Annotated in this window: 16 protein-coding genes; 8 read left to right on the top strand and 8 right to left on the bottom strand. The window is 71.7% G+C overall.

Annotated features, from left to right (window positions below; genetic code table 11):
* Window positions 1–100 precede the first annotated feature (100 nt).
* Together B7R87_RS15690 and B7R87_RS15685 are read left to right on the top strand one after the other, a co-directional pair.
* Window positions 101–1,822 carry a sensor histidine kinase gene (locus B7R87_RS15690; RefSeq protein ID WP_040915578.1) on the top strand — a complete coding sequence of 574 codons (1,722 nt, stop codon included), beginning with the start codon at window positions 101–103 and terminating at the stop codon, window positions 1,820–1,822.
* Window positions 1,823–1,948: 126 nt separating this feature from the next.
* Window positions 1,949–3,262 (top strand): M23 family metallopeptidase, encoded by a 1,314-nt coding sequence (locus B7R87_RS15685; protein ID WP_233168840.1) that lies wholly within the window; start codon window positions 1,949–1,951, stop codon window positions 3,260–3,262.
* A gap of 298 nt (window positions 3,263–3,560) precedes the next feature.
* Here B7R87_RS15685 and B7R87_RS15680 read toward each other — a convergent pair whose 3' ends face one another.
* Window positions 3,561–4,418, bottom strand: coding sequence for a Cof-type HAD-IIB family hydrolase (locus B7R87_RS15680; protein WP_006348105.1), 858 nt, complete (start codon window positions 4,416–4,418; stop codon window positions 3,561–3,563).
* Between the two features lie 201 nt (window positions 4,419–4,619).
* Complete coding sequence (locus tag B7R87_RS15675; protein WP_006348106.1) at window positions 4,620–5,513, bottom strand: LLM class flavin-dependent oxidoreductase; 894 nt, start codon at window positions 5,511–5,513, stop codon at window positions 4,620–4,622.
* 87 nt (window positions 5,514–5,600) lie between these two features.
* Here B7R87_RS15675 and B7R87_RS15670 point away from each other — a divergent pair, with 87 nt between their 5' ends.
* Both B7R87_RS15670 and B7R87_RS15665 read left to right on the top strand, forming a co-directional pair.
* Window positions 5,601–5,882: a hypothetical protein gene (locus B7R87_RS15670; protein WP_164516011.1), complete on the top strand. Its 282-nt coding sequence runs from the start codon at window positions 5,601–5,603 to the stop codon at window positions 5,880–5,882.
* Entirely contained in the window at window positions 5,879–6,271 is a 393-nt protein-coding gene (locus B7R87_RS15665; protein WP_006348108.1) for a type II toxin-antitoxin system VapC family toxin, read from the top strand. The genes B7R87_RS15670 and B7R87_RS15665 overlap by 4 nt, the downstream gene beginning before the upstream one ends.
* Before the next feature lie 180 nt (window positions 6,272–6,451).
* Here the strand turns inward: B7R87_RS15665 and B7R87_RS15660 are convergent, their stop codons facing one another.
* Both B7R87_RS15660 and B7R87_RS15655 read right to left on the bottom strand, forming a co-directional pair.
* Window positions 6,452–7,066 (bottom strand): MerR family transcriptional regulator, encoded by a 615-nt coding sequence (locus tag B7R87_RS15660; RefSeq protein WP_006348109.1) that lies wholly within the window; start codon window positions 7,064–7,066, stop codon window positions 6,452–6,454.
* Between the two features lie 67 nt (window positions 7,067–7,133).
* Complete coding sequence (locus tag B7R87_RS15655) at window positions 7,134–8,972, bottom strand: SDR family oxidoreductase (RefSeq protein ID WP_233168839.1); 1,839 nt, start codon at window positions 8,970–8,972, stop codon at window positions 7,134–7,136.
* Between the two features lie 359 nt (window positions 8,973–9,331).
* On the opposite strand from B7R87_RS15655, the gene B7R87_RS15650 reads away from it, so the two are divergent.
* From B7R87_RS15650 to B7R87_RS15635, 4 genes are all read left to right on the top strand, one after another.
* Complete coding sequence (locus B7R87_RS15650; RefSeq protein ID WP_233168838.1) at window positions 9,332–10,417, top strand: ABC transporter ATP-binding protein; 1,086 nt, start codon at window positions 9,332–9,334, stop codon at window positions 10,415–10,417.
* Complete coding sequence (locus B7R87_RS15645; protein WP_006348113.1) at window positions 10,414–11,334, top strand: ABC transporter permease; 921 nt, start codon at window positions 10,414–10,416, stop codon at window positions 11,332–11,334. Before B7R87_RS15650 ends, B7R87_RS15645 begins: the two co-directional genes overlap by 4 nt.
* Before the next feature lie 67 nt (window positions 11,335–11,401).
* Window positions 11,402–12,313 carry an ABC transporter ATP-binding protein gene (locus tag B7R87_RS15640; RefSeq protein WP_006348114.1) on the top strand — a complete coding sequence of 304 codons (912 nt, stop codon included), beginning with the start codon at window positions 11,402–11,404 and terminating at the stop codon, window positions 12,311–12,313.
* Window positions 12,314–12,329: 16 nt separating this feature from the next.
* The gene (locus B7R87_RS15635; protein WP_006348115.1) at window positions 12,330–13,049 is read left to right on the top strand and encodes an ABC transporter permease; all 720 of its coding nucleotides are present in this window, start codon (window positions 12,330–12,332) and stop codon (window positions 13,047–13,049) included.
* A 426-nt stretch (window positions 13,050–13,475) separates the two neighbouring features.
* Here B7R87_RS15635 and B7R87_RS15630 read toward each other — a convergent pair whose 3' ends face one another.
* The 4 genes from B7R87_RS15630 to efeB all read right to left on the bottom strand — a co-directional run bounded on the left by B7R87_RS15630 (window position 13,476) and on the right by efeB (window position 18,887).
* Entirely contained in the window at window positions 13,476–14,261 is a 786-nt protein-coding gene (locus B7R87_RS15630) for an HAD family hydrolase (RefSeq protein ID WP_040915591.1), read from the bottom strand.
* Window positions 14,262–14,383: 122 nt separating this feature from the next.
* Entirely contained in the window at window positions 14,384–15,661 is a 1,278-nt protein-coding gene (gene serS / locus B7R87_RS15625; protein ID WP_006348117.1) for a serine--tRNA ligase, read from the bottom strand.
* A gap of 778 nt (window positions 15,662–16,439) precedes the next feature.
* Entirely contained in the window at window positions 16,440–17,375 is a 936-nt protein-coding gene (pheA, locus tag B7R87_RS15620) for a prephenate dehydratase (RefSeq protein ID WP_006348118.1), read from the bottom strand.
* Window positions 17,376–17,420: 45 nt separating this feature from the next.
* Window positions 17,421–18,887, bottom strand: a complete 1,467-nt coding sequence (gene efeB, locus B7R87_RS15615; protein WP_006348119.1) for an iron uptake transporter deferrochelatase/peroxidase subunit — start codon at window positions 18,885–18,887, stop codon at window positions 17,421–17,423.
* Between the last annotated feature and the right edge of the window lie 5 nt (window positions 18,888–18,892).

Here is an 18,892-nt window from a genome sequence, read left to right as displayed (position 1 = left end):
AGCGCCCGAGGGAGCCGACTTTTCTCGCCAAATCGGAATTACTAGGCTCAAGGGCATGACAGAGCCCGTCCCGGATCCCACCGACGCCGACACCGACGAGATGCCGGACCGTGCGCAGGACCCCGGGGAGACGGGCGATCCGCTGGAGGCCGCGACCCGGGTGACCCGCAGCCTGCAGGGGCTGTCCACCGAGCTGACCGCCCGGGTGCCGCAGTTGCTGGAGGCGATGCGGTCCGTCGGCACCGGTCTGGAACTGCACACCACCCTCGACCGGATCTGCGAGACCGCGGCCGAACTCGCAGACGCCCGCTATGCGGCGATCGGTGTCGTCGACGAGGAGGGCCGGGGGCTCTCCGACTTCGTCACCCACGGGATCGACGAGGAGACGGCCACCCGGATCGGTCACCGGCCCGACGGCCAGCGGGGACTGCTCGGTGCGCTGATCCACGATCCGGCGACGGTGATGCTCGCCGATCTGACCACCGACCCCCGCTCGGCGGGCTTCCCGCCCGGGCATCCGCCGATGCGGACCTTCCTCGGCGTCCCCATCCGGGTCCAGGGCGAGATCTTCGGCAACCTCTATCTCGCGGAGAAGCGCGGCGGGGCCCGGTTCAACGACTACGACCTGCACATGGTGCGGGTACTGGCCACGGAGGCGGGCATCGCCATCGGCAACGCCCGGCTGTACGAGGCCGCCCGCCAGCGCGAGCGGTGGATCGACGGCTCGGTCGCCGTCACCACCGCCCTGCTGTCCGGCGGGGACGCCGAGGACGCGCTGACCGTCGTCGCCGAACAGGCCCGCAGGCTTGCCGACGCCGCCGCCGGGATCGTGCTGCTCCCGGCCGACGAAGGCGGCCTCGAAATCGTGGCCGTCGCCGCCGACGGGCCCGCGACGGCCCTGGGCGAGGTGATGCCGCCGGAGAGCCCGGTGATCGAGAGGCTGCTGGCCGGGGAGCCGGTGTTCGTCGCGGACGCGGCCACCGACCCGCGGGTGATCACCCGCAGTGCCGGGCGGTACGGGCCCTGCATGATGCTGCCGCTCCAGAGCGGCGGCCGGGTGCTGGGCGCACTGGCCACTCCGCGGGCCCGGGGCGCCCGCCAGTTCACCGAGGCGGAGCGGACCCTCGCCACCCAGTTCGCCTCCCAGGCCGCACTGGCCCTGATCATGGCCGAGGCGCAGCGGGACCGGGAGCGGCTCGCGGTCTACGAGGACCGTGACCGGATCGCCCGTGATCTGCACGATCTGGTGATCCAGCGGCTGTTCGCGACCGGGATGATGCTGGAGGGGGCCCAGCGGCGGTCCCGGGTGCCCGCCGTCCAGGACGGGGTCGGCAAGGCCGTCGACGAACTGGATGTGACCATCCAGGAGATCCGTACGGCGATCTTCGCGCTCCAGCAGGGACCGGCGGAGGCGCCGTCGGGGTTGCGGACCCGGGTCCTGCGCGAGATCAACATGGCGGCCGTACCGCTCGGCTTCACCCCCGGCCACCGCTTTCTGGGGCCGGTGGACACGGTGGTCGGCGAACTGACCGGGAAGAACCTGATCGCGGCGCTCCGGGAGGCGCTGTCGAACGCCTTCCGGCACGCGGACGCGTCGCGTATCGACGTGGTGGTGGACGCGACGGTGAAGCTGCCGGACGGGACGGACGGGGTACGCCTGACGGTCGCCGACGACGGGGTCGGCATCCCGGCCGGGGGGCGGCGCAGCGGGCTGCGCAATCTGGCGCGGCGGGCGGAGTCGCTGGGCGGGTCGAGCACCTGCGGGGCGGGCATCGGCGAGGGCGGCGAGGGGACCACGGTCCGCTGGGAGGCACCGCTGTAGGGGGAGGGCGGGACCGGAGGAGCCGGGCGAGGCTTCGGCGGGCCGGGGGGATTTGCTGGTCCGGGTGGCCGTACGAACCCCCGGCGCTCCCCGGGATCGGGGAGCCCGCGGGTGACGATCCGGAGCATGTGCCTGTGCCGAAGCCGCCGGTCGCCCCTGTCCGTCCTGGTGATGGTGGTGTGTGCGCTGCTGGTGCCCGGTCCCGCGGTCGCCGTCGAGGCGGGCGGAACCGCGGTGACGGCCGGACCGGCCGTCACCGCCGGACCGGCTACGGCGGAGAAACCCGCGGACCCGCCGGAAGAGGGCCCGGGCGTTCCGGACCCGGCGGACCCGGCGGATCAGGAACGTACCGGACCCCCGGAACCGTCCGGAGCCGAAGGGCCCGATGCCTCCGAGGACCCAGCGGGCCGTCCGGAGGCGGCCGCGTCCGACCCGGCGCCGTCCCACGGAGCCGCGGTCACCGGGACGTCCGCCGAGGTGGCGCGGTTGTTCGAGGAGACGGCGGAGATCACCGCCGCGTACGAGAGGAGCCGGCGCGCGGCGGACGGACAGCGGGTGGCCGTGGCCCGGCTCCAGAAGCAGCTCGCCCTGCGCCGTACCGAAGTCGCCGCCCTGCACGACGCCGTGGGGGCGATCGCCCGCGACCAGTACCGCACCGGCGGACAGCTCACTGTCACCGCAGGACTGCTGCTCGCCCGGGATCCGGATGAGCTGATGCGCGGACGGCGGGCCGCCAGGCAGGCCGAAACCGCTGTTCAGCGGCTGCTCGTACAGGCCGGGGCGGCGGCGGAGGAGCTGGCGGCGGCCGAGGAGCGGGCCCGGCGGGCGCGGCACGACCTGGAGGCGCGCACGGCGCGGCTGGCCCGGGTGCGGCAGGGGCTGGAACGCAGGCTGGAGGCGGCGCGCTGGACGCTCCGGAACGAGGCGGCGGCCCGGTCGGCGGCGGGGACGTGCGCGGGTCCGGCCCGGGGCGCCGCGGGGTCGGAGCCGGGCGCGTCCGGCGGCGGCCCGGCCTGGGTGCCGCCGGTCGACCGCTACCGGCTGTCCGCGGGCTTCGGCAGCGGCGGTGAACGCTGGGCCCACCGCCATACCGGCCAGGACTTCGCCGTCGACATCGGCACGCCCGTGAGATCGGTGGGGGCGGGCCGGGTGCTGTCGGTGTCCTGCGGTGGAGCCTTCGGCATCCAGATCGTCGTCCGGCACCCCGACGGCTACTACACGCAGTACGCGCATCTGTCGTCGGTGGCGGTGGGGCGGCGCGAATCGGTGCGTACGGGGCAGGTGATCGGGCTCGCCGGGTCGACGGGCAACTCGACCGGGCCGCATCTGCACTTCGAGGTGCGGCTCACCCCGTACCTGGGGTCAGGGGTGGATCCGGCCGGCTGGCTGCGGGAGCGGGGGGTCGGGCTGGCGTCGTCGCCGGACCCGGACGCGGGCTGACGGCCGGGGCGGGGCACCGCCGACGCGGGTGACGCCGGAGCGCCGCCGGGTCGGGGCACCCTGGCGCGGGCTGACGCCGGAGCGCCGCATACCGGAAGCGGCCGCGGGCCCGGCTGTGCCCCTGCCGGGCCGGGCTCGGGGTGTCCTGCTGCCGTGTCCGGACCCGGCCCGCTGCGTGTTCTGCTGCCCGGTACCGACCGGCCCGCAGCGGTGTTCTGCTGCCGAGTTCCGGCCGGGCCCCTGCCGGGCCGGTCGTCGTGCGCCGCCGGTCCCGGTCGGATCCCCCGCCCTGCCGGGGTCAGGCGCGCTCGCGCAGGATCTGCTCGATGACGACGGCGACGCCGTCCTCGTTGTTGGCGACGGTCCGCCCCGACGCCGCGGCGATCACGTCCGGGTGTGCGTTGCCCATCGCGTACGACGTCCCCGCCCAGCGGAGCATCTCCACGTCGTTCGGCATGTCCCCGAAGGCCACCACCTCCGCGGCGGAGATGCCGCGCTCGGCACAGCAGCGGGCGAGCGTGCTGGCTTTGCTCACGCCCGGGCCGCTGATCTCCAGCAGCGCGCCCGCGCTGGACCGGGTGACGGAAGCGAGGCTTCCGATGTGCTCCCGGGCCAGTGCGTGGAAGGTGTCCGGGGCGAGCTCCGGGTGCTGGGCGAGCAGCTTCATGACCGGTGCCCCGCCGACGGCACCGTCCTGGAGGAGTTTCTCGGCCGCGGCGACGATGGTTCCCGGTTCGTCGGCGTACAGCGTCGGATAGGCCGGTTCGTGGTGGAAACCGCCGGTGGTCTCGACTCCGAAGGTGGTGCCGGGCGCGATCGTGCCCAGGGTCCGTACGACGCCGAGAGCGGTGGCGCGCTCCAGCGGATGGACGGTGAGGAGGGTGCCGCCGGAGTGCAGATCGACGACGGCGGCGCCGTTGGCGCAGATCGCCAGGCCGTGGCCGTGGACATGGTCGCTGACGACCCCCATCCAGCGGGCGGGGCGGCCGGTGACGAAGAAGACCTCGATCCCCGCGTCCTCGGCCGCGGCGAGCGCGGCGACGGTCCGCGCCGAGACCGTTTTGTCGTCGTGCAGCAGGGTGCCGTCCAGATCCGTGGCGATCAGCCTGGGCGGAGGGGCCGGGGACGGGCCGCGGGGATCGGTTGCAGGGGTCACCCATTCATTCTTCCGTACGAAGCCGCACGTGCGTGCGAGTGGAGGCACGGATGAGACGCCGAACGGCCCCGGAGGGGGTGCCGGAGCGGCGGACGGGGCCATGGGGACGGGAGGCACGTGGCTGTGGTCCCTCGCCGCGGTGGTACGGGGGCGGGGCACCGCTCCCCGGAGGGCACGGCCCCCCCGGGACAGGGCCGACCGTCAGCGCAGCTGGCCCAGGGCGTCCACGGCGATCTTCTCGTAGACCGCCTGGTCCGCGGCGAACTCCGAGTCCGGGATCGGGGAGTGGATCACGATCTCGTCGATGCCCAGGGCGAAGTGGGCGCCCGCGAAGTCGACGAACGCGTCCAGGGACTCCATCGGGGTGCCGCGGTCCGGGGTGAAGCCGGTCAGCAGGATCCGGTCGAGCCCGGCGGCGTCCCGGCCGGTCTCCGCGCAGATCTCCTCCAGGCGGCGCAGCTGTGCGCCGATCGCCGTGAGGGACTGCTCGGGCGTCCCCGTCTTGGCGATCTTCGGGTCGCCCGTGGTCACCCAGGCCTGTCCGTGGCGGGCGGCGAGCCGCATACCGCGCGGTCCGGTCGCGGCGACGGCGAAGGGCAGCCGGGGCCGCTGGACGCAGCCGGGAAGGGCCCGGGCCTCCCGGGCCGAGTAGTGGGTGCCTTCATGGCTGACGGCTTCCTCGGTGAGCAGCCGGTCGAGCAGCGGCACGAACTCGGCGAACCGGTCGGCGCGCTCCCTGGGCGTCCACGGTTCCTGGCCGAGGGCGGTGGCGTCGAAACCGTCGCCGCCCGCCCCGATCCCGAGGGTGAAACGGCCGCCGCTGATGTCGTCGAGGCTCATCAGCTCCTTGGCGAGGGGGACGGGGTGCCGGAAGTTCGGGGAGGTCACGAGGGTGCCGAGCCGGATGCGTGCGGTGACCGACGCCGCCGCGGTCAGGGTGGGCAGTGCACCGAACCAGGGGCCGTCGCGGAAGGTGCGCCAGGTCAGATGGTCGTAGGTGTACGCGGTGTGAAAGCCGAGGTCCTCGGCCTGCCGCCAGATCTTCTGCCCTTCGGCCCAGCGGTGGACGGGAAGGATCACGGTGCTCAGACGCATACCCCGACGATACGTGGGCCGGCCGCGATCCACGGATGTGCTCACGGAACACCAGATAGTTAATAGGCCATGTACTACACTTCTCTCATGGACACCCCTCGCCCCGGTAGGACCCGAGTCACCAGCGTCTCCCTGCGCGCCGAGACCTTGGAAGCGATCCGCGCACGCGCCGGGAGACAAGGTGTCTCCTCCTACATCGAGGAGGCCGTGCAGCGGCAGCTCCAGCGGGAGGCCATCGACGAGTACATCGCCACCGCTGAAGCGGAACACGGCCCTGTCAACCCTGCCGAGGTGTCGGAGAAGGCCGAACGTATTCGCGCCCACCATGCTGCCCATCGCGGTGAATCCGCTCCGGCGGACGCCGCATGAGCGGGACGCTCGTTCTCGACAGCGAGGCTCTCTCCAAGCTCGCCCGCCGACATCGTGACGCGACCGTCTGGCTGGACGTCGCCCGCAGGCTGGACCTGCTCGTCGTGACGAGCGCCGCCACGCTGGTGGAGGCGCGCGACCCGAAGGTGCCGCAGGCGGCGTTCGACCATGCCGTCTCCCTGACCAAGGTGCGCCCTGTTACGGAAGAGATCGCGCGGGCGGCAAGCAGGCTGCTTGCCGAGGAAGGCCTGCACGGTCATAAGTACGCTGTCGACGCAATGCTCGCGGCTACGGCCCACGCCGAGCACGGCGACGTGACCGTTCTCACCAGCGACACGGACGACCTGCGCAGGCTGTGCCGCCTCCGTATCGCTGTCGAACCGATCTGAACGGGGAGCCGGCGCTGTTGCACTCTCGTTCATGACCCTCCTCAGGTCATTCGTCCCTGTGGTCGATGCCACCGAAATAGTGAGCACTCCCAGGTTTGATCCACAGTGAATACGAGTTATCCACAAGGGAATTGGCAATTCTGTGGACAACTGAGCTGTGTATCGCAGTGCTTGGCGAAGTCAGCTCTCCTGAAGGGGCCTTGCCGTCAGCACATCCAAGGTCCTGGCCTGCAGCTCCCGTTCCGTGGCAGCGGTGATGAAGGCCGCGGTGTTCTCCGGGCCAACCAGGTTCCGTACAGCCCTGATCGTCTCCACCGGCAGGGCGACGAGCCCGGGATCCGAGGCGCCCTCCACCGCTCCGCCTTCCACCGGACGGTGATGGAGGCGGCGGGGCGCAAAGATCTGCACGGCGTCGCCCAGTTCGGCACCGGCGGTGTGCTGTGCGAGCGGCAGCGGACGGCGGACCGGCTCGGCGGCTCCGCCGACGTACGTCTCCCCGCCGGACTCCGCCACCTCCACCCCGGCGACCAGTCCCAGGACCCCTTCCAGCCCCCGCCCGGTGTCCCAGGCCTCCAGCAACTCCCTTATCGAGGCAAGGGTGTAGCCGCGGTCGAGGAGACCGGAGATCTGCCGGAGACGGGTGAGATGGGCGGCGCCGTACACATTGGATCTGCCCCGCCGCTCCGGCTTCGGCAGCAGACCCCGGTCCTGATAGGCCCGGATCGTCCGGACCGTGGCACCGCTCAGCTGCGCGAGATCCTCGATTCGGTACTCCGCGACCGGCTGTTCGGACATGGCGCCCCCTTCCCTGCCGTCTCCCGTACCTCTCCGGGCCGCACCGCTGACGTCCCAGGCGGCCGCCTCACAGCCGTGGTTCCACCCGCGCCAGACCGCGCAGCACCTTCGGGGCGAACCGGGACAGCAGCAGGGTCCCGCGTGCCTCGGGCGTCACCGGCACCACCGCGCTGTTGCGCAGCACCGCGCGGAGGATCGCGTCGGCCACCTTCTCCGGCGGGTAGTTCCGCAGCTCGTAGAGCCGGGCGGCCCTGCGCTGTCTGCGCCGCTCCTCGGCCGCGTCGACTCCGGTGAAGCGGCTGGTGGACGTGATGCCGGTGTTGATGAAGCCCGGGCAGACCGCCGTGACCCCGATGTCCCGGTCCGCCAGCTCGGCCCGCAGGCTCTGGCTCAGCATCAGCACCGCTGCCTTGGACGTTCCGTAGGCGGGCAGGGATCTGGAGGGCTGATAGGCGGCCGCCGAAGCGATGTTGACGATATGGCCGCCCTGGCCCCGGTCCGCCATCTGCCGCCCGAAGAGCCGGCAGCCGTGGATCACCCCCCACAGATTGACGTCGAGGACCTTCCGCCAGTCCTCGGACGACGTCTCAAGGAAGGGGCCCGACATCCCGATCCCGGCATTGTTGACCAGGACGTCGACCACGCCGTACTCCCCGGCGACCTTGGCCGCCAGCTTCTCCATCGCCCCCTCGTCGGAGACGTCGACCACCTCGGCCCAGGCCTTGAGCGCCCCGGCCCGCCGCGCCAGTTCGGCGGTGCGCGCCGCGCCCCCGGCGTCCCGGTCGACGGCCACCACCCGCGCCCCCGCCGCCGCGAAGGCCAGGGCCGTCGCCCGTCCGATACCGCTCGCCGCCCCCGTCACCAGCACCAGCCGGCCACCGAACCGCTCCGCACGAGGCCCGGTCGCCGCCACCGGCCCTGCCGGAGCGGCCCCCGCACTTCCGGGGCCGCCCTCCTGGGCCACCACGAACCCGGCGATCCACGACGACAACTGATCGGGCCGGGTCCGGGGCATCCAGTGCTTCGCCACCACGGAGCGACGGGTCAGCCGCGGCACCCACTCCGCCAGATCGTCGTTGAGCCGCTCGGAGAGGAAGACGTCCCCGGTGGCCGTGATCAGCTGGACCGGGCAGTGCGCACGGGCATCCGCCCGGGGCCGGGACAGCCTGGCCCGCACATTGTCCCGGTACAGCCAGGCGCCGTGCGCCGCGTCCTCAGGGAGCGACGCCGTCGGATAGTCCGCCGTCGACACCTTCTCGCTGCGGGCCAGCATCCCCGGCCAGGCCCGGCCCAGCGGCCCGCGCCAGACCAGCTCGGGCAGGGCGGGGGCGTGCAGGGCCCAGACGTACCAGGACCGCGCCCCCTGGCCCAGCAGCTGGGCCAGCGCCCGCGGGGTGGGCCGGGCGGCCCGCCGTCCCACCCAGTGGCCCAGATGGTCGAGCGACGGCCCCGACATCGACGTGAAGGAGGCGATTCTGCCCTCCGTACGCGGCACGGTGACGAACTCCCACGCCTGCACGGACCCCCAGTCGTGGCCGACGACATGCACCGGCCGGTCCGGGCTCACCGCATCGACCACCGCCAGGAAGTCGTCCGTCAGCTTCTCCAGGGTGAAACCGCCCCGCAGCGGCCGGGGCGCCGACGAACGCCCGTGCCCCCGGACGTCGTACAGCACCACATGGAACCCGTGATCGGCGGCCAGCCGGCCGGCGACCTCGGACCACACCTCCTTGCTGTCGGGATAGCCGTGGACGAGAACGACCGTCGGCCGGTCCGCATCCCCCGGTCCGGCCACGCCCAGTTCGGCCACGCACAGCTCGACGCCACCCGTCCGCACCCGGCGCTCCCGCGCCCCCGGCACCCCGGAGCCGCCCGCCGCAGCACCCATCCGGTCACCCGCAACCATGTCCGTGCCTCCCCTGCGCTCCGTACCCCTGTACCTCTGTGCCCCGAACTCCGGTGTTCCGCGCCCCTGTCCGTCCGTGAGCGCGCGGTCGCGCTCCGCACTCAACCGCTGCCACTGATGAATGTGACAATGCCCGACGACTGCGTCAAGGTCCGTACGCCGGCCTGTGGAAAACTCAGGGGCGGCGCGCCCCCTGCTCCTCCTGACGTAGCCGCTCCGTCGCCCATCGGACGACAACCGGCACCGCCGCACTGCTCACTTTCGTAGGGCGATCCCAGGGCCCGTCCACCTGGAGTCGGAGAAGGATCCGACCGCCAGGTCTGACGCCCCCGGCGCCCGGCACCACTACGGTCGGTCCCGTGAATGTCATTGCCCTTGAAGGCCTCAGCAAGCGGTACCCCCGGGTGACCGCTCTGGACCGGCTCTCCTTGGACATCGGACCGGGTGTGACCGGGCTGGTGGGTGCCAACGGGGCCGGTAAGTCCACGATGATCAAAATTCTGCTGGGGCTCTCCCCCGCGACCGAGGGCCGGGCCTCCGTGCTCGGCTTCGACGTCGCGACCGAGGGCGCCTCCATCCGCGAGCAGGTCGGCTACATGCCCGAACACGACTGCCTGCCGCCCGATGTCTCCGCCACCGAGTTCGTCGTCCACATGGCACGCATGTCGGGGCTCCCGGCCTCCGCGGCCCGCGAGCGCACCGCCGACACCCTGCGCCACGTCGGCCTCTACGAGGAGCGGTACCGCCCCATCGGCGGCTACTCGACCGGTATGAAGCAGCGCGTCAAGCTCGCCCAGGCGCTGGTCCACGACCCCAAGCTGGTGCTGCTCGACGAGCCGACCAACGGCCTCGACCCGGTCGGCCGGGACGAGATGCTCGGCCTGATCCGCCGCGTCTACACGGACTTCGGCATCTCGGTCCTGGTCACCTCCCATCTCCTCGGCGAACTCGAACGCACCTGTGACCACGTCGTCGTCATCGACGGCGGCGCCCTGCTGCGCTCCAGCTCCACCAGCGACTTCACCCAGGCCACCACCACCCTCGCCGTCGAGGTCACCGACTCCGACACCCACCCGGACGGCACCGCCGCCCTGCGGGAACGGCTGATCGCCGCCGGGGTCACCCTCCACGACCGGATGGAGGACGGCCTGCCCGGCGCCGGCCACATCCTCCTCATGGAGGCGCGGGGCGAGGAGACGTACGACGTCGTCCGCGACACCGTCGCGGCGCTCGGCCTCGGCCTCGTACGGATGGAACAGCGCCGCCACCACATAGCGGAGGTCTTCCGGACGGGCCCGGACGAGACGGCCGCCGCACCCCCGGCCGCGATGCCGCCCGCCGCGCGCTCCCACACGCCCGCGCCCGCCGCCGAGGCCACCGCGCCCGGCACCGGCCGGGCACCGGCCGCCGACCCGGCCCAGGCCACGAAGGGGCAGCCCCGATGAGCACCACGACCCCCTCCCCGGCCGGCGGCGCGGACACGGCGCCCGAAGCCGCCCGGATCCACAACATCGGCTACCGCAACTACTCGGGCCGCCGCCTCGGCCGCGCCTATGTGCGCCGCTCCCTCTACGTACAGTCCCTGCGCGGTGCCTTCGGCCTCGGCCGCTCGGCGAAGTCCAAGGTCATGCCGATGCTGCTGTTCGCCGTGATGTGCGTACCCGCACTGATCATGGTGGCGGTCGCGGTCACCATCAAATCGGACGAACTGCCCCTGGAGTACACCCAGTACGCCGGTGCCCTCTCCATGGTGATCGCGCTCTTCCTGGCGGCCCAGGCGCCGCAGACCGTCTCCCGCGACCTGCGGTTCCGTACGGTGCCCCTCTACTTCTCCCGCCCCATCGAACGCGTCGACTACGTGGTCGCGAAGTACGGGGCGATGGCGTCCGCCATGTTCCTTCTCACGGCGCTGCCGCTGGTCGTGCTCTACATCGGGGCGCTGCTGGCCAAGATGGACTTCCTCGACCAGTCGAAGGAGTTCGGCCAGGGACTGGTCTCCGTCGCCGTGCTCTCCGTCCTGTACGCCGGAATCGGCCTCGTGCTGGCCGCCACCACGCCCCGGCGGGGCTTCGGCGTCGCCGCGATCATCGGCATGCTGGTGATCAGCTTCGGTGCGGTGACCTCCGTCCAGGCCATCGCCGAGGCCAATGGATCCGGCCATGTGGTCAAGTGGATCGGCCTCTTCTCGCCGTTCAGCCTGATCGACGGCTTCCAGACCGCCTTCCTCGGAGCCGGCAGCGGATTCCCCGGCGGCGAGGGCCCCGGAGCCGCGGTCGGCGTGGTCTATCTGCTGGTCGTCCTCGCGCTCATCGCCGGATCGTACGCCGCGCTGATGCGCCGCTACGCGAAGGCGGGACTGTGAACGACACCCACCGAGCACCCCGCGAACTCCCCGAGTTCCGGCAGATCCGAGAGAACGGGCCGCGCCCATGACCACCATCTCCATCGACCACGTCTCCCGGTGGTTCGGAAACGTCGTCGCCGTCAACGACATCACCATGTCCATCGGCCCGGGCGTCACCGGACTGCTCGGACCCAACGGAGCCGGAAAGTCCACTCTCATCAACATGATGGGTGGTTTCCTGGCGCCGTCGACGGGCAGTGTCACCCTGGACGGCACCCCGATCTGGCGCAACGAATCCGCCTACCGCGAGATCGGTGTCGTACCCGAGCGTGAGGCGATGTACGACTTCCTCACCGGCCGCGAGTTCGTCGTCGCCAACTCCGAACTGCACGGCTTCGGCGCCAAGGAAGCCGCCCATGCCCTCGCCACGGTCGAGATGGAATACGCCCAGGACCGGAAGATCTCGACGTACAGCAAAGGCATGCGCCAGCGGGTGAAGATGGCCTCGGCGCTGGTCCACAATCCGTCCGTGCTGCTGCTCGACGAACCGTTCAACGGTATGGACCCCCGGCAGCGCATGCAGCTCATGGAGCTGCTGCGGCGCATGGGTGCCGAAGGCCGTACGGTGCTGTTCTCCTCCCATATCCTCGAAGAGGTCGAGCAGCTCGCCGCGCATATCGAGGTCGTTGTCGCCGGCCGGCACGCCGCCTCGGGAGACTTCCGCCGCATCCGCCGGCTGATGACGGACCGCCCGCACCGCTATCTCGTCCGCTCCAGCGACGACCGCGCGCTCGCCGCCGCGCTGATCGCCGACCCGTCGACCTCCGGGATCGAAGTCGATCTCACCGAGGGTGCCCTGCGCATCCAGGCCGTCGACTTCGGCCGGTTCACCGAACTGCTGCCGCGCGTCGCCCGGGACAACTCCATCCGGCTGCTCACGGTCTCGCCGTCCGACGAATCCCTCGAATCGGTCTTCTCCTACCTCGTAGCGGCCTGAAAGGAGCTGTGACGCCATGTACAACCCCACGGTCGCCCGGCTCACCTACCGGGCCGTACTCGGCCGCCGCCGGGCCGCGATCCTCTTCGTCCTGCCCGGACTGCTGCTGATCATCGCCATCGCGATCCGCTTCTTCAACGGCGCGGACGACGACACCGCCAACGAACTGCTCTCCGGTTTCGCCCTCGCCACGATGGTGCCGCTGATCGGCGTCATCGCGGGCACCGGCACCATCGGCCCCGAGATCGACGACGGTTCCATCGTCTATCTGCTGGCCAAGCCGGTGAAGCGGCCCACGATCATCTTCACCAAGCTGATCGTCGCGATAGCGGTCACCATGGCCTTCTCCGCCGTCCCGACCCTGATCGCGGGCTTCATCCTCAACAACAACGGCCAGCAGATCGCCATCGCCTACACCGTCGCGGCGCTCTTCGGGTCGATCGCCTACAGCGCGCTGTTCCTGCTCATCGGCACGGTCAGCCGGAACGCCGTCGTCATCGGCCTGATCTACGCCCTGGTCTGGGAAGGGCTCTTCGGCCGGCTGGTCGAGGGCGCCCGCACGCTCAGCGTGCAGCAGTGGTCGCTGGCGCTCGCCGAGCGGATCGCCGGAGACGGATTCGTCGGTTCCGCCGTCGGTCTGCCGGTGGCGGTCGTCCTGCTGACCGTCGTCACGGTGGCGGCGACGTGGTACGCGGGCCAGCGGCTGAAGGTGCTGAAGCTCGCCGGGGAGGAGTGAGACACCCGGTCCGAAAGGGCCCCGGCCGCGCCGGCCCCCCCCGCATCATGTGGCGAAGGCCCCCTCCGGACACCCGGACGGGGGCCTTCGCCGTACCGCTTCCCGGGCCCGCGGCACCGCTCCCGGACCTCGCCCGCCGGGCGGAAATCCGGTGGCGGGTCACGGTTGTTGGGAGGAGAGTGGGGAAGCCGGTTCAGCCGGAAACCCCGGGACCGGGAGAGGAGCGCGACGCGACGCGAGCGTCCGACGCGCTTCCGTCCGGGCGGTACCGGAAGGGCCGCGGAGCCGCCGTATCGGCGGGCGTCCGCGCCACGGTACGGCCCGAGGGGGCGGCCGCTTCGAGCGCGCATCTGCGCGGGCCGCCCCCTTCCCCCCGGCAGTTCGCCGCGGGAGGGCCGGCCAAAGGGGCCGCAGGAACCATTCGGCTCAGGCCGCGAGCAGACCTTCCAACGTCACGGCGATACCGTCGTCGTCGTTCGAGACGGTGACCGCGTCGGCGACGGCCTTCAGCTCGTCGTGGGCATTGGCCATGGCGACCCCGTGCGCGGCCCAGGCGAACATCGGGATGTCATTGGGCATATCACCGAACGCGATCGTGCCGGACGCCTTCACCCCGAGCCGGCGGGCGGCCAGGGAGAGCCCGGTGGCCTTGGTGAGCCCCAGCGGTATCAGCTCCACGACGCCGGGCCCCGCCATGACGACGTCGACGAGACCGCCCACGGTCTCCCGGGCGACCTTCGTCAGGGCGTCGTCGTCGAGGCTGTGGTGCTGGATGTAGATCTTGTTGAGGGGTTCGGCCCACAACTGCTCCACATCGGTCAGCGCGACATACGGCAGCGGCCCGTCGTGGGCCGCGTAGTCCGCGCTGATCAGTACGTCCCCGTCGAGACCGTCGCGGCTGGCGGCCAGCGCCACCCGCCCGATCTCCGCCTCCAGCTTGGCCAGCGCGATCGCGGCGATCTTCCGGTCGAGGGTGAGGGAGGTCAGCAGCCGGTGCTCGCCCGCGTGGTAGACCTGCGCGCCCTGACCGCAGACCGCGAGGCCGCGGTAGCCGAGGTCGTCGAGTATGTAGCGGGTCCACGGCACACCGCGGCCCGTCACGACGATATGCGCGGCCCCCGCGGCCGTGGCCGCGGCGAGCGCGTCCCGGTTGCGGACGGAGACCGTGCCGTCGCCGCGCAGAAGCGTTCCGTCAAGATCGGTGGCGATCAGGGGGTACGGGAACGCTCCGCGCTGCTCCTGCTCCGGCCCGGGCTGCTGCTCCCGCCCGGGCTCCTGTGCCTGTTGCGACTGCTGTGTCTTTCGGGGATCGCGCGGGCTCTGTGCTGGCGTGCTCACCGGGCGATCGGCTCCAGGACTTCCCGTCCGCCCAGATACGGCCGCAGGGCTTCGGGCACCCGGACCGAACCGTCCGCGAGCTGGTGGTTCTCCAGGATGGCCACGATGGTGCGCGGTACGGCGCAGAGCGTGCCGTTGAGCGTCGCCACCGGCTGCGTCTTCTTGCCGTCCCGGTACCGGACCGACAGCCGGCGGGCCTGGAAGCCGTCACAGTTCGACGCGGACGTCAGCTCGCGGTACTTGCCCTGGGTCGGGATCCACGCCTCGCAGTCGAACTTCCGCGATGCGGAGGAGCCCAGATCGGCCGAGGCCACGTCGATGACCTGGAACGGCAGCTCCAGCGAGGTCAGCCACTGCTTCTCCCACTCCAGCAGCCGCCGGTGCTCGGCCTCGGCGTCCTCGGGGGCGACGTACGAGAACATCTCGACCTTGTCGAACTGGTGCACGCGGAAGATGCCGCGGGTGTCCTTGCCGTACGTGCCCGCCTCGCGGCGGAAGCACGGCGAGAAGCCCGCGTAGCGCAGGGGCAGCTTCTCGGCGTCGAGAATTTCGTCCATGTGGTACGCGGCGAGGGGGACCTCGGAGGTGCCGACCAGGTAGTAGTCGTCCTTCTCCAGGTGGTAGACGTTCTCCGCGGCCTGGCCGAGGAAGCCGGTGCCCTCCATGGCGCGCGGCCGGACCAGGGCCGGGGTGAGCATCGGGATGAAGCCCGCCTCGGTCGCCTGGGCGATGGCCGCGTTGACCAGCGCCAGCTCCAGCAGGGCGCCGACACCGGTCAGGTAGTAGAAGCGCGATCCGGAGACCTTGGCGCCGCGCTCGACGTCGATGGCGCCCAGCGCCTCGCCCAGCTCCAGATGGTCACGGGGCTCGAAACCCTCGGCGGCGAAGTCGCGGATCGTGCCGTGCGTCTCCAGGACGACGAAGTCCTCCTCGCCGCCGACCGGAACGTCGGGGTGGACGAGGTTGCCCAGGCGGAGCAGAAGTCCGCGGGTCTCCTCGTCGGCCTCGTTCTGGGCGGCCTCGGCCGCCTTGACGTCGGCCTTGAGCTGCTCCGCGCGGGTCAGCAGCTCGGCGCGCTCCTCGGGGGACGCCTTGGAGACGAGCCTGCCGAGCGACTTCTGCTCGGAGCGCAGTTCGTCGAAGCGGACGCCGGACGACCTGCGCCGCTCGTCGGCGGAGAGGAGGGCGTCGACGAGCTCGACGTCCTCTCCACGGGCGCGCTGGGAGGCGCGAACACGGTCGGGGTCCTCACGGAGCAGGCGAAGGTCAATCACCCCACCAGGCTACCGGTGCTCGCCTCCCACTCGGCCACCTCATATTGCGTTGCGTAGCCTTTTGTCCCTATTGCTGGGATTTAGTGGCTTGTGGGGTGGCGAACGCGGGAGGTGCGAGCGGAGACGGCTCCGCGGTGGTGTCCGTCAAGGGAAATCATCGCCCATCGCCGGAACGGGGCATGCCGGGGCGGCTGGAATTGACCCATTTTCCTTGTGGGCTGCGGGACTTGGCCGCCGGTTGTCCACAGGTGGGCCGCCTGCCGGAAAGTTATCCACAGGCTGTGTGAGAAAACTGTGGATTGCGGAACTGATCATTCCTGGGAACTCTGCCGCACCTTCGGGATTCCCTTCTCAAACCCTTCCCACCCACTCATTCGGGTGGGAATTACTCGCCCCAGGAGGGGCTCGATGAAATGAGGGTGACGGGCTCCTGTCAGGGGTGCGTCCCGCCGGCTGTGGACGGGTGGAGTCCGGTTCCGGGCTCTCCGGGGTGTGAGAGCCGATTTGTCGACGATGTCGCTCCGCGCTGTCGACTTGTCCCCAGGTCGAGAGTCCTGACCTGTGGATAACTCTGTGGATGATGAAAATCAGCAGGTAGGGAAAGTTCCGGTCAGTCCGACGGCACCCGGATACCGGACCGGCGGACGGCGGACCGGTGCGACCGACCCGGTCGAGGTGGCCGACCCGGTCGACCCGGTCGAGGCGGCCGGGCCGGTGGGGCGGCCGGGCCCTCGGAGTGGTCAGGGCACTCGCGCGGTCGGGGCGCCCCGGGGAACGATCAGGGCCGGCCGTCCTGGCAGCGGGCCAGCCAGTCGGAGGCCGCGGTGAAGTCCGCGTCCGATGTGCCGGTCCGCACTCCGCCGACGTCTCCGGCCTCCACCCCCGCCCGGGGATACGACCCCAGGAACCGCACCTCGGGACAGATCCGCTTCAGCCCCATCAGCGCCTCGCCCACCCGCCGGTCGGAGATATGCCCCTCGGCGTCGATCGCGAAGCAGTAGTTCCCGATGCCCTCCCCGGTGGGGCGGGACTGGAGCAGCATCAGGTTGACGCCCCGTACCGCGAACTCCTGCAGCAGCTCCAGCAGACCGCCCGGATGGTCCTCCCGCTGCCAGATCACGACCGACGTCTTGTCCGCGCCGGTCGGTGCCGCGGGCCGGGCCGGACGGCCGACCAGCACGAACCGGGTCTCCGCGTTCTGCGCGTCGTGGATATCCGTCACCAGGGCTTCGAGGCCGTACGTGGCCGCCGCGAACTCGCCCGCGAAGGCCGCGTCGTACCGCCCCTCCTGCACCAGCCGCGCCCCGTCCGCGTTCGACGCGGCGGACTCCCACAAGGCGTCCGGGAGATGGGCCCGCAGCCACTTCCGGACCTGGGGCTGGGCCACCGGATGCCCGGTGACGGTCTTGATGGCGGACAGCTTCGTCCCCGGCCGTACCAGCAGCGCGAAGGCGATCGGCAGTACCACTTCGCGGTAGATCATCAGGGGTTCGCCCGACGCCAGCTCGTCGAGGGTCGCCGTCACCCCGCCCTCGACCGAGTTCTCGATGGGGACCAGGGCCGCCGCGGCGTCCCCGTTCCGTACGGCGTCGAGCGCCGCCGGGACCGACACCATCGGGACGAGTTCCCGGGTGGCGGCCTCCGGCAGGGTGCGGAGGGCGGCCTCGGTGAACGTGCCCTCGGGGCCCAGATACGTGTACCGCGTGGCTGACATACGAGTCACCCTAGCCCCGGCCCGAAGCCGCCCCGCCCGGTTTCCCTAGGCTTCCAGGAGCCGCTGCCCCACGTACTCCCCCTCCGCCGGGCCGCCCGGCACCGCGAACAGCGCGCTCGCCTCGTGGCGTACGAACTCCGACAGGGCGTCCCCCCGGTCCAGCTTCCGCTGGACGGGCACAAAGCCCCGCAGCGGGTCCGCCTGCCAGCAGACGAAGAGCAGACCGGCGTCCGGGGAGCCGTCCGGCAGGGCGCCGTCGTGGTACGAGAACGGGCGCCGCAGCATCGCCGCACCCTGGTTCTGCTCCGGCGCTGAGATCCGGGAGTGGGCGTTCGCCGGAATCACCGGCCGGCCGTCCGTATCCAGCTCTTCCAGCCCGAGCGGTGTCGTCTCCGAACCGCCGGTCAGCGGGGCGCCGTCCGACTTGCGGCGGCCGATGATCCGCTCCTGTTTCGCGAGCGGCAGCCGCTCCCAGGGGTCCAGGAGCATCCGGATCCGCCGGACGACCGCGTACGAGCCGTTGGCCAGCCAGTCGTGTTCTCCGCCGCCCGGGACGAAGATCCGGCGGTCGAAGTCCGGATCGGACGACTGGGGGTTGTTGGTGCCGTCGACCTGGCCCATCAGATTGCGGGTGGTCATCGGCCGGTCCGTGGCGCCCGGCGAGCGGTTGAAGCCGTCCATCTGCCACCGCAGACGGGCGGCCTCCCCGGCCGCGCGCTGCACCGCGCGCAGCGCGTGGAAGGCGACCAGGGCGTCGTTCGCGCCGATCTGCACCCAGAGATCGCCGTTGGAGCGCCGGGCGTCCAACTGGTCGGCGGAGAACGCGGGCAGCGGGTCCAGACCGGCCGGACGCCGGGCGGCCAGGCCCGTACGGTCGAAGAATGTCCGGCCGAAGCCGAAGGTGAGGGTCAGGGACGACGGTCCGGCGTCGAGGGCGACGCCCGTATCGGCACCCGTATCGGCGCCCGGGGCGGGCTTACCCGCCATCAGCGCCGCAGCCAGCGCCGACCAGCGGCGGAGCAGGGCGGCCGCCTCCTTGCGGCCCGCGCCGGGTGCCAGGTCGAAGGCGATGAGATGGCCACGGGACTGGAGGGGTGTGGTGATGCCCGCCTGATGTTTCCCGTGAAACATTGCCTCCGTCGAGCCGACCGTCGTGAGCGCGGTCGGGGTGTCACGGGAGGCGGCATGGGCCAGGGCGCCCCCGGCGGCGCCCAGCGCCAGCCCGGTCGCACCGGCGGTGCCCGCGGCCGCGATGATCCGCCGCCGTGAGGGACCGACGGGGTCCGGGTCTCCGGTCCGATCGCGCCGTCCGCCCCCGGCGCGGTCGCCGTTACTGCCCGCGCCGGATTCCCGTCCGGGGGAGGTGCCGGACGGCCTGGAAGCCCGTCCCGCCGGAACCCCGGCCCGCGCGGTCGTGCCCGGGTCCGCGCCCGACACCGACACCGGCACCGGCACCGACACCGACACCGTCGTCGTACTCTTCTTCTTTGCCACGGGTTTCTTCTCTGCCATGGGGT

The sequence above is a fragment of the Streptomyces tsukubensis genome, assembly GCF_003932715.1.
Lineage (GTDB): Bacteria > Actinomycetota > Actinomycetes > Streptomycetales > Streptomycetaceae > Streptomyces > Streptomyces tsukubensis.
This window is presented reverse-complemented; position numbering and strand designations above follow the sequence as displayed.